At 36.9% G+C, this 13770-nt stretch carries 13 protein-coding genes; 7 read left to right on the top strand and 6 right to left on the bottom strand.

The features are described 5' to 3' along the window. The first annotated feature begins 47 nt into the window (after positions 1-47). From ACPDHL_RS12085 to ACPDHL_RS12075, 3 genes are all read left to right on the top strand, one after another. On the top strand, positions 48-1163 hold the full coding sequence (locus ACPDHL_RS12085; protein ID WP_430533016.1) for a GNAT family N-acetyltransferase: 1116 nt from the start codon (positions 48-50) through the stop codon (positions 1161-1163). Between the two features lie 341 nt (positions 1164-1504). Then, positions 1505-1948, top strand: a complete 444-nt coding sequence (locus ACPDHL_RS12080; protein WP_430533015.1) for a GNAT family N-acetyltransferase — start codon at positions 1505-1507, stop codon at positions 1946-1948. Continuing rightward, on the top strand, positions 1948-3021 hold the full coding sequence (locus ACPDHL_RS12075; RefSeq protein WP_430533014.1) for an alanine racemase: 1074 nt from the start codon (positions 1948-1950) through the stop codon (positions 3019-3021). The genes ACPDHL_RS12080 and ACPDHL_RS12075 overlap by 1 nt, the downstream gene beginning before the upstream one ends. A 34-nt stretch (positions 3022-3055) precedes the next feature. Here the strand turns inward: ACPDHL_RS12075 and ACPDHL_RS12070 are convergent, their stop codons facing one another. The 3 genes from ACPDHL_RS12070 to corA form a co-directional block, all read right to left on the bottom strand. Continuing rightward, positions 3056-3745: a phosphoribosylaminoimidazolesuccinocarboxamide synthase gene (locus ACPDHL_RS12070; protein ID WP_430533013.1), complete on the bottom strand. Its 690-nt coding sequence runs from the start codon at positions 3743-3745 to the stop codon at positions 3056-3058. A 119-nt stretch (positions 3746-3864) separates the two neighbouring features. After that, positions 3865-4596, bottom strand: coding sequence for an OmpA family protein (locus ACPDHL_RS12065; RefSeq protein ID WP_430533012.1), 732 nt, complete (start codon positions 4594-4596; stop codon positions 3865-3867). A 726-nt stretch (positions 4597-5322) separates the two neighbouring features. Further along, positions 5323-6411 carry a magnesium/cobalt transporter CorA gene (corA, locus tag ACPDHL_RS12060; RefSeq protein WP_430533011.1) on the bottom strand — a complete coding sequence of 363 codons (1089 nt, stop codon included), beginning with the start codon at positions 6409-6411 and terminating at the stop codon, positions 5323-5325. Positions 6412-6485: 74 nt separating this feature from the next. Between corA and hutI the strand changes: the two genes are divergently transcribed. Genes hutI through ACPDHL_RS12045 form a run of 3 tightly spaced genes read left to right on the top strand, consistent with a single transcriptional unit; the run spans position 6486 to position 9492 of the window. Further along, complete coding sequence (gene hutI / locus ACPDHL_RS12055; protein WP_430533010.1) at positions 6486-7739, top strand: imidazolonepropionase; 1254 nt, start codon at positions 6486-6488, stop codon at positions 7737-7739. A 32-nt stretch (positions 7740-7771) separates the two neighbouring features. Beyond that, positions 7772-8818 carry a formimidoylglutamase gene (locus ACPDHL_RS12050; protein WP_430533009.1) on the top strand — a complete coding sequence of 349 codons (1047 nt, stop codon included), beginning with the start codon at positions 7772-7774 and terminating at the stop codon, positions 8816-8818. Then, a complete protein-coding gene (locus tag ACPDHL_RS12045; protein WP_430533008.1) occupies positions 8818-9492 on the top strand; it encodes a response regulator transcription factor in 675 nt (224 codons plus the stop codon). The genes ACPDHL_RS12050 and ACPDHL_RS12045 overlap by 1 nt, the downstream gene beginning before the upstream one ends. 4 nt (positions 9493-9496) lie before the next feature. Here the strand turns inward: ACPDHL_RS12045 and aroC are convergent, their stop codons facing one another. The 3 genes from aroC to ACPDHL_RS12030 all read right to left on the bottom strand — a co-directional run bounded on the left by aroC (position 9497) and on the right by ACPDHL_RS12030 (position 12408). Then, positions 9497-10579 (bottom strand): chorismate synthase, encoded by a 1083-nt coding sequence (gene aroC / locus ACPDHL_RS12040; protein WP_430533007.1) that lies wholly within the window; start codon positions 10577-10579, stop codon positions 9497-9499. 231 nt (positions 10580-10810) lie between these two features. Further along, complete coding sequence (locus tag ACPDHL_RS12035) at positions 10811-11353, bottom strand: YqiA/YcfP family alpha/beta fold hydrolase (RefSeq protein ID WP_430533006.1); 543 nt, start codon at positions 11351-11353, stop codon at positions 10811-10813. Positions 11354-11358: 5 nt separating this feature from the next. Next, on the bottom strand, positions 11359-12408 hold the full coding sequence (locus ACPDHL_RS12030; protein ID WP_430533005.1) for an AI-2E family transporter: 1050 nt from the start codon (positions 12406-12408) through the stop codon (positions 11359-11361). A 165-nt stretch (positions 12409-12573) separates the two neighbouring features. On the opposite strand from ACPDHL_RS12030, the gene ACPDHL_RS12025 reads away from it, so the two are divergent. Then, complete coding sequence (locus tag ACPDHL_RS12025) at positions 12574-13665, top strand: peptide-N-glycosidase F-related protein (RefSeq protein WP_430533004.1); 1092 nt, start codon at positions 12574-12576, stop codon at positions 13663-13665. Positions 13666-13770 lie beyond the last annotated feature (105 nt).

The following is a 13770-nucleotide window of genomic DNA, read 5'->3' as shown; positions in this document are numbered from 1 at the left end:
TAATATTTAGTATTTTTAGCGAGATTTTAGATTTTAATTCAAAAGAAATGATCGAAGTTAAACAAGCGATTAGCAAAAAGGAAATGAAGGAGTTTGTTCAGTTTCCTTTTACCCTATACAAAGACAACCCCTACTGGGTTCCATCCATAATTAAAGAAGAAGTAAAGAGTTTTGATCTTTCTAATGACATTTTTAAAACAGTAGATGTCCGTTTTTTTCTTGCCTATAAGAACCAAAAGATTGTGGGGCGTATTGCCTGTTGCATCAACTGGACGGAAGTAAAGGATTTACACAAGCCCAAAGTGCGATTTGGTTGGTTTGACTTTATTGATGATCTAGCGGTTACCCAAGCTTTATTAGCGAAGGTTGAGGAGTTTGGAAAAGAAAACAACATGGAATACATTGAAGGTCCGATGGGTTTTTCCAATATGGACAAAGCGGGTATGCTCACCAAAGGATTTGATCGCTTAGCTACGATGATTGGGTTGTACAACTACGAATACTATCCACAGCACCTCACGAGTCTTGGTTTTAAACCCGAAGCAGAATGGTTGGAATACAGCTTGGACATCTCTAGTTTTGACGAAGAAAAGATCACCAAGATGTCAGCCTTAGTTCAACAGCGCTACCACGTGAAGCCGCTAGAATTTAAAACGACGAAGGAATTAATGCCTTATGTTGATGAGATGTTCGCCCTATTAAACAAAACCTATGCTGATTTACAGAGTTTTGTGCCGATTGAGCCCTTTCAGATTGAACACTATAAGAAGAAATACTTGCAATTCATTCACCCCGATTTTATTTCGTGTGTCATGGACGAAAACCACAAGATGATTGCCTTTGCGATTACCATGCCTTCTTTTTCAAAGGCATTCCAGAAAACGAAAGGAAAGCTATTTCCCTTCGGATTTATTCACTTGTTGCAAGCCATGAAGCACAACAACCGAGCAGAATACTACTTAATTGGCATCGATCCAGAATATAGAAATAAAGGCGTAACAGCTCTTATTTTTGAAGAGATATACGCTTGTTTTGTCAAGCATAAAATCAAGCATGTGGAAACCAATCCCCTACTGGTTGAAAATCTAAAAATTCAGCAATTGTGGAAACATTTAAACCCAGAAATCCACAAAGAGCGAAAAACATATCGAAAAGATATTTAGCCTGAATCATTTTGGCGGTAAGCCTATAAAGAACAAGCGTTTCCTTTGTTTTTTATAGGCTTATTTTTTTTGCATAATTCTCAATTTAATCGAAATAAAAATCACATTAATTCTAAAAAATTTGCAAGAAAGCCTATGTTTTTGTACTTTTATGGTTTAAACATTTTATTTTACAATTTTCAACTATTGTAATCGGTATGCTAGGGTTTATCTACCTACTCGAATTATATTTGCTTTTTTTCTCAAGTAAATGCTATACGTCAGCCTTTTTTTCTGCTGATTCTTTATAATTTATTCGGTTTTTACCTCAGTATGTTTACGTAGTTGTAAAAACACACATTATGATTCAAATAGAAAAAAAGAATTCAGACAGTCCCGTCAGTCAAGAACAAGTAGAACAATACGCAAACTTCTTATTTCAGCATCTCGAGCAATACGGAGATGCAAAAGAAGACATTGTCAAAGCCATTGATTATGCGCTAGGCAGAAACAACAAACCAGGTGGGGTCATTGTCATTGCAAAAGAGGAGCATCAAATCGTTGGTATTACTGTTGTTTTAAATACCTTGATGGAAGGATTTATCCCTGAACATATTTTAGTCTATATCGCAACAGACCAAGCCCAGAGGGGAAAGGGAATTGGCGGAAAATTAATCGATCACCTCAAAACAACACTCACGGGTTCCATTGCCTTACACGTTGACTTTAACAATCCTGCGCAACATCTCTATGAGCGCAAAGGATTTGAGAAAAAGTATATAGAAATGAGATTAAACAACAAATAATGGCTTGTATTACCTTAAATAAGACGAAACTAAAACACAATTTTAATCAGCTTCAAACCCTCTTTGATACGGAAGGAATCACTTGGGCTGTCGTGGGTAAATTGCTCTGTGGTCATTCGCTTTTCTTGGAACAAGTATTGGAATTAAAGCCGAAACAAATCTGTGATTCTCGCGTTTCAAATTTAAAGAGCATCAAGCTCATTGATCCCAATATTGAAACGATATATATTAAACCTGCGCCTAATGGCAGTATTGATGAAATTGTAGAGTATGCAGACATCAGCTTCAATACCGAATTGGAAACAATTAAGCTCTTATCTCAAGAAGCCGTTAAGCAGCAAAAGTTACACAAGATCATCATCATGGTGGAGTTAGGCGAGCTAAGAGAAGGTGTTTTACGCGAGGATCTCATCTCTTTTTACGAGAAGGTCTTCAGTTTGCCTAACATTGAAATTATAGGCTTAGGAACAAACCTAACCTGTATGTATGGGATTCTTCCCAACAACGATAAACTCATTCAGCTGAGCTTGTACAAAGAAGTACTTGAATTGAGATTCAACAAGAAACTTCCTTTTATTTCGGGAGGGGCCTCCGTGACCATCCCCCTAATTACTAACCATCAATTGCCCAAAGCAATCAATCACTTTCGCATTGGCGAAACCCTGTTTATGGGTACCAATGCCTATGATGGTAGTCAATATGAAGAATACGAACAGCATATCTTTGAACTTCATGCGGAAATCATTGAGCTACACGAAAAACCAATGATGCCCAGTGGAGAAACGGGAATCAATATGACTGGTGAAAAGGTTGAATTTGATCCTGCCTGGGAACATATCACCAAATTTAGAGCCATCATTGATTTAGGTTTACTCGATATTGATATGGAACATTTCTTCCCCGTGAATCCCAACCATCAACTGGTAGGATCTAGTTCGGATATGATGGTCATTGACCTCGATTCTAATCCTGAGAACCTCAAAGTAGGTGATACCATTTCCTTTCACATGGATTATATGGGAATTCTGCGCTTGATGAACTCAGACTACGTGGAAAAAAAAGTAGTTGAATAAAAAAGGAGAAGCTTGCGCTTCTCCTTTTTTATTTCTATAAATTACTCAAAAAAAGTTTCTCTAAATCTAATGGAGCCACATACGTTCCCTCTTGGTATACGCGCATATTTCCTCCTGATATTTCGTCAATCAAAATAATTTCATTCGTTGCTTTGTCTCTACCGAACTCCAATTTAATATCATATAGTTCTAAATTCTTTTTCGCTAGTTCTTCTTTCACCATCCAACAAATAGTTTTTGTTAGCTCTTTCAACGTACTGTATTCTTGGTGCGATAGGATCCCTAACATAGCTAAAGCATCTTCCGAAATTACAGGATCTCCTTTTTCATCGTCTTTGAGCGTAATTTCAACGAAGCTATCCAATGCTTGTCCTTCTGTGCAATAGCCGTTATATCTTCTGAAAAAACTACCTACTGCACGGTATCTACAGATTACTTCTAATCCTTTTCCGAAGGGAACTGCTTCTTTAACAATCATAGAAACATCGTCCAAGTCAGCAGAAACATAGTGTGTAGGAATTTGTTTTGCATTGGCCAATTCAAAGAAATACTTTGTCATTTTTAGACCACTTCTTCCAGCGCCTTCAATTGTTAGGCCTACTGTATTAGCCCCTGGATCAAAAACACCATCTGTTCCTGTTACATCGTCTTTAAATTTTAAAAGTACTTGATGATTTGCTAAGCTGTAAACATCTTTTGTTTTTCCTTGATACTTTAATTCCATAGTTGTGTTGTTATTTAGGCCCCAAAAATAAGAAAAACTCCGACATAATAGCCATTTTAGGGTCCTAAATTGAAGAAGAAGACAAAAAAAAACTGATGACTAGCATCAGTTTTTTTGTATTACAATAGTAAGAAATCACATCTTCTAAAATCTTTTGCTGATCCCACCGAACCTTCTCGCGTCGTAGGGTTTTGAGACAGTGGTACCACATCTTTGACTAATCGACTTGGGCTAATGCCGTTTTCAATTAGAAAGTCAATAACGCGCTGTGCTCTACGCTCGCCCATCCACGCATTGTATTGTCCGTTGTTTCTCGTTTCCACATAAGAGCGAATCACCACTGACTTGGATGCATTGACGTTCATATACTTCAATAGCTCAAAAGCTACTGCGCGATTGTCATCTGTAAAATAAGAACTATTAAAATCGTATTGGATATAAAACGGCAACAGATCTTTGGCATTTGTTGCAGAACCCGTTGATTGTTTTCCATAGGTCTCCCCTATTTCTTTTGTTTTCTTTGTCGTGCTTAATGCTTTAGTCAACGTAAAATTGATTTCTAAATCGTCTAATACATTGCTTACCACAACCTCTGCAGAATTGAATCCTTCCGCTGTTCCTACAATTTTGTGCACCTGATCTACATTTTTGCTGCTAATTTCAAATGCTCCTTCTGGATCCACCATCATTTCAATGATTTTTTGTTCTTTATCATTGTAAAAAGCAACCCTAGCATCTGCTATCACTTGATTGGTTCCTTTATTATAGAATTTTCCATGAATACTTTGGGCATAAAATTGTTGCGTGCCCATCAAAGACAACCCCAAAACTAAGAAATACACTTTTTTCATATCGCATTATTTTTTACTAATCTAGAAGCTATCCGTCGCTTCTATTAGTTTTTAACATAAACAAATCAAATATAATTAAAAAAACAATACATTTATTTTTTATTTTTCATTTTATATCGCTACAAACATGTCTTTTAGCTTTCATTTTTAACCAAACATCACTTGTCGCCCTGTTTTGCTCTCAATGAAAATCTTGTTCTTTATAGCAACAAAAATACTATTCTTTTTCTATTTTTCTGTATCTTTCTTTCTGCTTGAAAACATTCATATAGCCTAGGCTGACAGCTACTTCACTTTTTTTTAGCATAAATAAGTCTTCTTTATTTATTTACCATATTTTTCAATTATCCAAAAATCATTATCACTAATAATTAAATTATTTTTAAAATAAAACTACTTTTACAAAAAACAACACAACAATAAACCACAAACAGCTTATTTTTTTTAACTATACACAGCGACATTTACCATATCTTTAATTACTTTTTAAGAAAATAAATTAGTTCAACTAAAGAAGGTTATCTAAATTTGTTCAAGAAAGATCCTACATATGAGATGGAATGCGGGATTGGAGTGAAATGCTACCATTTTCTACAGACCTTAGGTGTGGTTATAAATTTGAACGATATAAAGTTTTATACTTTATCTACGTTATATGTTGTTTCCTATGCAAAAGCCCAACGAAAGTCGTTGGGCTTTTGTGCTATTTTCGTTATTTTCTACTTTTTAAAACCAGCGTTTCCATTTAAAGTAGCCAATCATAACTAAGACGAGGATCAACATACCTAGAAGTGTCATAAAATATCCGTTTTCTGCTTTTAATTCGGGCATGTTTTCAAAGTTCATCCCATATACTCCTACAATAAAAGTCAAGGGGATAAAAATTACGGATACAATCGTTAGTACTTTCATAATCTCGTTCATTCGATTACTTTGCGCAGAGAAATAATAATTTGTCGCACTGTCAAGTTTATTGAGATTATACTCAACCTGATCTAAAATTTCAATACTTTTATACTGCAATCGATCATAAAAGATCAAGCTGTCCTTACTAATAATGGTGTGATGCGTCGTTTTTTTATCATGTAAAGTCTTGACGTTATTGAGTATTTCGCGCATCGGCATTACCGCGCGTTTGATATCGTTGAGTTCTTGTGTATATTCTTCAATATTAATTAAGATCTCTTTGTGGTATTTGGTGCGAGCATCAAATAATATTTGTTCTACATTATCCTCCACTACATCTAGGGTAATAAAAAAGCTATCCATTAAGGAATCGATGAGCAAGTATAACAAATAACTGCTATCTCGTTTGCGCACTTGACCGATCTTTTCGCGTATTCGCTCGCGTATGATATGAAAAAACTCCCCTCTTTTTTCTTGAAAAGACAAAAGCAGATTGGGTTGCATAATAAAACTAATCTGTTCAATGTCGACACTTTTTTGAAATTCCTGATAGGGCAACAAAGCTTTGAGACTAAAAAACAGCGTATCATCTAAATCTTCTACTCGCGTTCGGCGACCAAAGTTTAGAATTTCTGCCATAATGTAGGATTGAATCTGAAAAAACTCTCCTATTTCCTGCAAAAGCTCAATATCGTGTAAACCATGCAGGTTGAACCACTTGATAGATTCTGCGCTAGAATTCTTCAACACCTCTTCTATTTCCCTTAAACTTAAGTCATTATACTCTTCGAAGTGGTCTTCTGTATAAATAAACAGCTGCATGGAAATGGGAACATCAGGAAAAGAACCAGAATATTCCAACATATTGGGTTGAAGTTTTCTTATTTTACTATATTTAACTCGTTTCACATTAGTAAATTTGTTTAAATATATAACATTTTTAAACCGTACTTTTATACCTATCAAAAAAATAAGTAAACAACATGAGAATTTTAATAAAAAACATAAAAGAATTACTTCAAACAAGAGCGGAACACGTAGAACTGATTGCAGGCGAAGCGATGAAAGTGTTACCTAAACTAGACGATGCTTTTTTATTAATTGAAGGAGAACACATTGTAGATTACGGCAAGATGGAAGATTGTCCACCAGTTGATCAAGCCCATACGGAAGTGATCGATGCACAGGGGTGTGTGGTACTTCCTACTTGGGTAGATAGCCATACACACCTAGTATACGCTGGTAATAGAACCTTAGAGTTTGTCGATCGCATTAATGGATTGAGTTATGAAGAAATTTTCAATCGCGGTGGGGGAATTCTCAATTCGGCCAAAAAACTACAAGAAACGAGTGAGGAAGAGTTATACGAACAATCAAAATACCGCCTTGAAGAGGTTATTGCACAAGGAACAGGCGCAGTCGAAATTAAATCAGGTTATGGCTTAACTGTTGAATCTGAGTTAAAAATGTTACGCGTAATTAAGCGTTTAAAAGAGAACTATCCGATTGCAATCAAGGCTACTTTTTTAGGTGCACATGCTTTTCCCAGCGAATACAAAGACAACCACAAAGGATATATCGACCTGATTGTCAACGAAATGATTCCTGCTATTGCCAAAGAAAACTTAGCAGAATACATCGATGCCTTTTTAGAAACGGGCTATTTTTCTGTGGAAGAAACCACGCGTATTATGGAAGCGGGCAAACAATATGGTCTACGCGCTAAGATTCACGTTAATCAATTTACGGCGATTGACGGTATTGCAGCTTGTGTAAAACACGAGGCGCTCTCAGTGGATCACTTGGAAATTGTTACGGATGCAGATATTGAAGTTTTAAAAAATAGCGGAACAATGCCTGTGGCTTTACCGACTTGTTCCTTCTTTATTTCCATTCCCTACACACCAGCGAAAAAAATGTTAGCCGCAGGATTACCTCTAGCTTTGGCATCTGATTCCAATCCAGGAACTACCCCTTCAGGCAATATGAATTTTGTGGTTGCGACGGCTTGTATTAAAATGAAGCTAACCCCAGAGGAAGCGATCAATGCTGCAACAATTAACGGGGCATATGCCATGGGTGTAGGAACAACACACGGAAGCATCACTAAAGGTAAAAAGGCCAGCGTTATCATTACCAAACCCCTGCACTCTTTTTACGAGATCCCTTATGCTTTTGCCAGCAACCCCATTGGAACGGTTATCTTAAATGGTCAAATTCAACCATATAAAAACTAATAAACAAAAAAGAACACCAAAAATACTGCGACATGACAAAAGCTAAACTTACATTTTTCACAAGAGATCGCCTCCTTGAATTGACGAGTTTAAGAAACGGGGAAATCAAATTAGGAGAACGCATACATGTGATTCAAAATCCTTCGGATTGGGAAAAGGAACTTACACAAAACGAAAGTAAATACGTCGTGTTGGGCATCCCTGAAGACATTGGTGTAAAAGCAAACTTTGGCCGTACTGGAGCAGCAACGGCTTGGGATAAATTTATCGCTACCTTTTTGAATATTCAACACAACCGCTTCAACAAAGGCTATTGGGTGACCCTTTTAGGCCACCTCGACTTTTATGCTGAAATGGAAGAAGCACAACACTTAGATCCTTCGAATAAAGCAGATCGCAAACGCTTATTTGAATTGGTACAGCTCATCGATAAAGAAGTATCTCATTTGATTGCAAAAATCGTAAAAGCAAATAAAATACCCATTGTCATTGGCGGGGGACATAACAATGCGTATGGCAATATTAAGGGTACTGCTTTGGCTAAAGGAAAAGCCATCAACGCGATTAACTTTGATGCTCACACCGATTTTAGACCACTCGAAGGTCGACACAGTGGCAATGGTTTTTCCTATGCGTTTGAAGAAGGATTCCTCAAGAATTACTTCATCTTTGGTTTACACGAAAATTATACATCAAAAGGTATTTTTAGCGCAATTAAACTTCATACCGATCGCGTAAAATACAATACGTATGAACAAATAAATATCCGCAAAGAAAAGTCGTTTAGCAATGAATTATTAAATGCTAAGAAACACATTGATACTGGTTTTTACGGCATTGAGATTGACTTAGATGCAATTCCGCAAATTGCAAGTAGTGCTATTACGCCTACAGGTTTTTCTGCAGAACGCACCCGTCAATTCCTTCATTTCTTTGCCGAATCGACTCATGTTGCTTATTTACACATTTGCGAGGGAGCGCCTACCTTAGATTACCCAACCAATAATCACGTAGTAGGTAAATTAATTGCGTATCTCGTTTCTGATTTTATGAAATCAAATTCAAATATCAATAAATAGTGAATATATTACTAGTTGAAGACGACAAGCGAATTAGTGAATTCATAGTCAAAGGGTTAGAAGAAAAAGGAATGCATGTTCAATTGGCTTCCTCTGGCGATGAAGCGCGAAAACTCATTCTCAATGGAGATTGGGATCTGATTCTCATGGACATTATGCTACCGGGTATTGACGGAATTCAACTAACGAAAATGATTCGTTTTAAAAAGGATTATACCCCAATCTTAATGCTAAGTGCATTGAGTGATACAACAGATAAAATTGACGCTTTAGACGGCGGTGCTGATGATTACCTGACTAAGCCCTTTCACTTTAGTGAATTGCTCTCTCGTATCAATGCCTTAACAAGGCGAACCAAGTTCAACTACGAGAATAAAACGAATTATTATATCTGTGGGGACTTACAACTCGATCCCGAAAAACACGTGGTTACACAAAACGGCAAGGTCATTGATCTATCGCCAAAAGAATACAAACTTTTGTTATATCTATTGGAAAATAAAGGGCGTGTTATTTCGAGAACTCAAATTTTAGAACAAGTTTGGGGAATTCAGTATGATACCAATACCAATGTTGTCGATGTTTACATTTCGTATATTCGAAATAAAATTGACGAAACAAAAGGCAAATTAATTCATACCATTAAAGGAACAGGTTATATGCTTCAAGAATAATTGCTTATTCTTGAAGTTGTTTCCATCCTGCTTTGCCGTATTGCTCGATCAGCAAATCTAAAAGTACCAAAGCGGTCATCGATTCTACAATAGGAACGGCTCTTGGTAGTACACAAGCATCATGGCGTCCTTTGCCCTGAACGGTAACAATTTCGTGATTGGCATTGATGGATTGTTGGTCTTTCATGATAGTCGCTGTGGGCTTAAAGGCTACGTTAAAATAGATATCCATTCCGTTGCTAATTCCGCCAACAATACCACCTGCATGGTTCGTTTGTGTTGTTCCATCAGGCAGAAGAAGATCATTGTGTTGACTTCCTTTTAATGTAGTCCCTGCAAAGCCACTTCCAAACTCCACTCCTTTTACCGCATTAATACTCAACATAGCTTGTGCTAAGACAGCGTCTAATTTATCAAAAACAGGAGTGCCTAATCCAACGGGAACCTGTTGAACTACACAGGTTATTATCCCCCCTACAGAATCTCCTTCTTTTTTTACTTGTCGAATGAGTTGCTCCATGGCTTGCGCGGTCTGTGGATCTGGGCAGCGCACAGTGTTGGACTCAACCAAACTCAAATCGAGGGCTGTATATGGTTCTTCTAGGCGAATTGATCCAACAGCCGAAACATAGGCTGTAATGCGCAATGGTGCTAACAATTGTTTGGCAATTGCGCCACCTACTACGCGACAAGCCGTTTCTCTAGCTGAACTTCTCCCTCCGCCTCTATAGTCGCGAAATCCGTATTTCTTATCGTACACATAATCGGCATGACTGGGTCTATACGCCTCTTTGATGTGGTCGTAATCCTGCGATTTGGAGTTGTTATTAGCAATGGTAAAGCCAATAGGAGTTCCCGTTGTTTTCCCTTCAAAAATACCCGATAAAAACTTCACTTCATCGGCTTCTTTGCGCTGAGTCACCAAAGTCGATTGTCCTGGTTTTCGTCTATCCATTTCGCGTTGAATGGCTTCCAAATCCAAAACCACACCCGAAGGACATCCATCAATGACTCCCCCAAGTGCCTCCCCATGGGATTCTCCAAACGTCGTTAAGCTAAAGTATTTGCCAAAGGTATTTCCACTCATAATCTCACTGTTTAGTCTCGCTATTTCATTTACTTGTAAAAACAAAGATAATCCCAGATTAAGCATTAGCCAAATACTCCAAAGTATTTCTACTTCATCTCTCTTTCATTAACGCTAGAACCCTACTATAGTATGCTTTTATTGCTAATTCAGTCCTATTTTTTATAATTACTTTTCGTTTATATGTCTATCGCTTAATCTGGGATAATCCAATCCAAGTGTTTCTGCTTTCTATTTGGACAAAATCAATACTTGACGTGCAATATAAGCCGAAATATACCCTAAATAATCTTCAAATAAAGGCAGTCGATGTGTGTCATCGAGGTACACCAATTCACTGGCTATACACGTATAGGGGTTCAATTGGCGCAAATCCAATGTTTCATCCTGTTTACCAATCAAGAGAAAAGCATCAGCAGGCGAAAAAATATCTACCAGACTATTTTTCAAGTTTTCCGTAAAAACCAAGTTTTTATTTAATCGCTGGGAATAGCTCAACAGTGGACTTAACAAGACCAAAATGGTCTGTAATCCCTCTTTTTTTCGCTTTTCTTTTATTTGATAGGCAAAATTAGCACCTGTAGAATCGCCAACGAGCACAATTGTTTGTTCTGTTTTCAGACTGTTATACAAATTGTCCAGCCACAAATCAAAAGCCGTTTCAGGCGTCCATTCTGGGCACCTTGCTTCATAGGAGGTAAAATGACGTTCAAGGAGTACGAATTTTCTCGATGCTCGATTTGAACCATAACCATGGATATAAATAAGTTTCATCTCTTTTATTTTTCTATAATTTTTGTTGTGGTAGATCCTACAAATTCTCGGTAGTAGATTTTAATTAACCACATAAATAAAGAAAATAGAATCGGTCCAAAGATAATACCAATAAATCCAAAAATATTGACGCCAACCACTACCCCAAAAATGGTAATTAAAGGATGGACATCAGCCATTTTCTTTTGCAATAAAAATCGGATTAAATTATCTGAAGTTCCCACAACTACTAGACAATAAATCCCCAAACCAATAGCGCTTCCTTGTTGTCCATTTGCCAACAACATCAACACCAAAGGAATGTAAATAACCGCTGCTCCAACTACGGGCAACAAAGAAGCAAAAGCCGTGAGAATAAAAAACACAAAAGCATCTTCCACACCAAAGATCAAATAACCTATAAAAGCTACAATACCTTGAATAAAAGCAGTTAACGGTACACCTACGCTATTAGAAACAACTAAGCGCTTCATATCAACCTTCATCTCCTCTATATTGCTTTCTTTCATTGGAAGGTATTGCATGATCCAACGTTGTATTTGTCGGTATTCTTTCAGTAAGAAATACAGCATTAAATAGGCTACAGCGATTTCAACAATGCTATTTACAGAAGTATTAACAATAGCCTGAAAGGCTTCTGTTCCAATTTCCGTTGCTTTGCTAATGGTATTCTCATTAAAGATATCAATGTTGTAGTTATCTCTCAAACTGCGGACCGTCGATTCAATACCTTCTTGAATCTTATCCTTATCTTGTAAAACGACGAGGACTTTTTTCGTCAACGTTTGGATGAGTAAGTACAAAGGAGCTAATACCAGTAAACTACTACTCAACATTAAGAGTACAATGGACCCCGTCTTATTCCAACCTTTTTTCTGCGTCATCCAGCGATAAGGAGACAAAAGCAAAACAAATAAACACAGGGCTCCCAAAAAACCAGGGAGAAAAAAAATCAAATTGCTTGCTAAGAGATAAAAGACAAAACCTATCAGCATTAAAAATCCTATCTGCACTAAAATAGAATTGGGAATCAAACGTTTTGAGTCAGTGGCCATAAAGAAGTAATTTAAACGTACCCCTTAAATTTATAAAAAAATAACGTGCCTCAACCTTGATCCATTAGAAACATTTTTTCTATTTCCGATTAATCTTTACTCGACCTTTATTTTTTTACTTTTTTTTAACTATATTCACATTTATATAACACTTAAAAAAAAACAATGAGCAAAAGAGGTTTATTACTTTGTTTTATAATTTGTAGCTTACTACTTGGGTTTGCTGCTTGTTCTTCAGATGATAGCAGTCCACAAAAGAAACCAGAAACAGAAGGTCCTGGAGAAGAAGGCCCTGGAGAAGAACCCGTAAAAGAAGGTACATTCAATTACAAAACGTTTAAAGATGTCAAAGTAGGTTTTGGCGAAGGTTTATCACAAAGTGAAGAAGGAACGTTTACCTTTCCTGCCGATATTGAAAAAGTACAAACGATAAAAATGTACGTACAAAACCCGTGTGTAAATAATGAATGTGATGAATGGGATCGCTTTGCCAATATATATGTAAAAAATAAACAAACAAACGAGTGGTATGAGATTGGACGTTTTATCACGCCATATTGGGTAGGATCGGAAAAATTAGAACGCGGATGGGAATTTGATGTAACGGATTTCAAATCGCTACTAACAGGAGATACAGAAATCAAGATTTACACGGAAACTTGGTTAGCTAAAGGTCGTGTATACAGCGTTGACTTTGATTTCATTTATGGAGAAACTGCTTATAAATACAGTGCTGTAACTCCATTATACCAATACAACCAATCGTCTATAGATGGCGTTCCTTATGGTACAGCTGAAACGACAGATTTAGCGAGAAAAATTACCCTTCCAGCCAATACAGAAATGGCCTACTTCAGAACTACAATTTCTGGTTGGGGACATGCCACACCATTTGATGTAGATGAAAATAAAGAGAGAAGAGGATGTGCAGAATGGTGTTTTCGAACACATCACATTCAACTAGATGGAGCCGATGCTTTTGAACATTATATGGGACCCATTGGTTGTGCAAATAATCCGATCAACAATCAAGCACCAGGAAATTGGAAACCTGATCGTGCAGGTTGGTGTCCAGGAATGGTTGTTCCACCCTACATCAATAACTTAACAGGAGATTTAAAAAATAAAACGCTAAACTTCAACTACAAACTAGAACCTTGGACGGCTAACAATCCGGAAAACAAGGCTTTCTATGCGATTTCTACCTTCGTTGTGGTACATAGTAATACGCCAATCGTAGCTCCAATTGTTAATTAGTGAGTGGTGAGTGGTGAGTGGTGAGTGGTGAACGTCCCTAAATATGGTTGACCGTTTTTAAACATTAACTTCATTATTAAATATAGTAATAAATGGTTTGGAAAA

It is taken from the genome of Myroides sp. C15-4 (assembly GCF_050522745.1).
In the GTDB taxonomy this organism is placed as follows: domain Bacteria; phylum Bacteroidota; class Bacteroidia; order Flavobacteriales; family Flavobacteriaceae; genus Flavobacterium.
Note: the sequence above shows the minus strand (reverse complement) of the source record. Positions and strands in the feature narration are given on the sequence as shown.

Excerpts from the sequence above, each read along its gene's own strand:
- ACPDHL_RS12070 (WP_430533013.1), bottom strand. The coding sequence starts at position 3,745 with ATGGAATTAAAGTATCAAGGAAAAACAAAAGATGTTTACAGCTTAGCA.
- ACPDHL_RS12065 (WP_430533012.1), bottom strand. The coding sequence starts at position 4,596 with ATGAAAAAAGTGTATTTCTTAGTTTTGGGGTTGTCTTTGATGGGCACG.
- ACPDHL_RS12035 (WP_430533006.1), bottom strand. The coding sequence starts at position 11,353 with ATGAAACTTATTTATATCCATGGTTATGGTTCAAATCGAGCATCGAGA.
- ACPDHL_RS12075 (WP_430533014.1), top strand. The coding sequence starts at position 1,948 with ATGGCTTGTATTACCTTAAATAAGACGAAACTAAAACACAATTTTAAT.
- ACPDHL_RS12030 (WP_430533005.1), bottom strand. The coding sequence starts at position 12,408 with ATGGCCACTGACTCAAAACGTTTGATTCCCAATTCTATTTTAGTGCAG.
- aroC (WP_430533007.1), bottom strand. The coding sequence starts at position 10,579 with ATGAGTGGAAATACCTTTGGCAAATACTTTAGCTTAACGACGTTTGGA.
- ACPDHL_RS12080 (WP_430533015.1), top strand. The coding sequence starts at position 1,505 with ATGATTCAAATAGAAAAAAAGAATTCAGACAGTCCCGTCAGTCAAGAA.
- ACPDHL_RS12050 (WP_430533009.1), top strand. The coding sequence starts at position 7,772 with ATGACAAAAGCTAAACTTACATTTTTCACAAGAGATCGCCTCCTTGAA.
- ACPDHL_RS12025 (WP_430533004.1), top strand. The coding sequence starts at position 12,574 with ATGAGCAAAAGAGGTTTATTACTTTGTTTTATAATTTGTAGCTTACTA.
- ACPDHL_RS12085 (WP_430533016.1), top strand. The coding sequence starts at position 48 with ATGATCGAAGTTAAACAAGCGATTAGCAAAAAGGAAATGAAGGAGTTT.
- hutI (WP_430533010.1), top strand. The coding sequence starts at position 6,486 with ATGAGAATTTTAATAAAAAACATAAAAGAATTACTTCAAACAAGAGCG.